The organism is Stenotrophomonas sp. SrG, assembly GCF_050031795.1.
In the GTDB taxonomy this organism is placed as follows: Bacteria; Pseudomonadota; Gammaproteobacteria; order Xanthomonadales; family Xanthomonadaceae; genus Stenotrophomonas; species Stenotrophomonas rhizophila_A.
In genome coordinates, this window is the sequence record NZ_JBNBBE010001684.1 from 1 (window position 1) to 231 (window position 231).

The window sequence follows — 231 nt, forward strand, 5'->3', positions numbered from 1 at the left end:
CGCCGGCCAGCGATGCGGTGACCGGCGGTGGGCCGTCCAGGGGGCGGCTGGGCAGCGCCTCGGCCCGGGTCCCGGCGCAGGTGATGACCGTGCTGCCGCTGCGCGTAGCCGCGACAGCAGATGAAACCGTTGAGGCCAGGGTGCGCGATACCGCGGGGGCACTGGTGCGGGGCCGCCGGCATGGCCGCTACCGGGGCGATCAGATCCGCCGCGACCTGGGCTGGAGCGGCA

At 76.2% G+C, this 231-nt stretch carries 1 protein-coding gene; it reads left to right on the forward strand.

Features of this window, described 5'->3' with window-relative positions; all coding sequences use genetic code 11:
- Window positions 1–231, forward strand: a 231-nt coding sequence (locus ACQG3P_RS25095; protein ID WP_426806556.1) for a hypothetical protein, incomplete at both ends; no start/stop codon positions are given.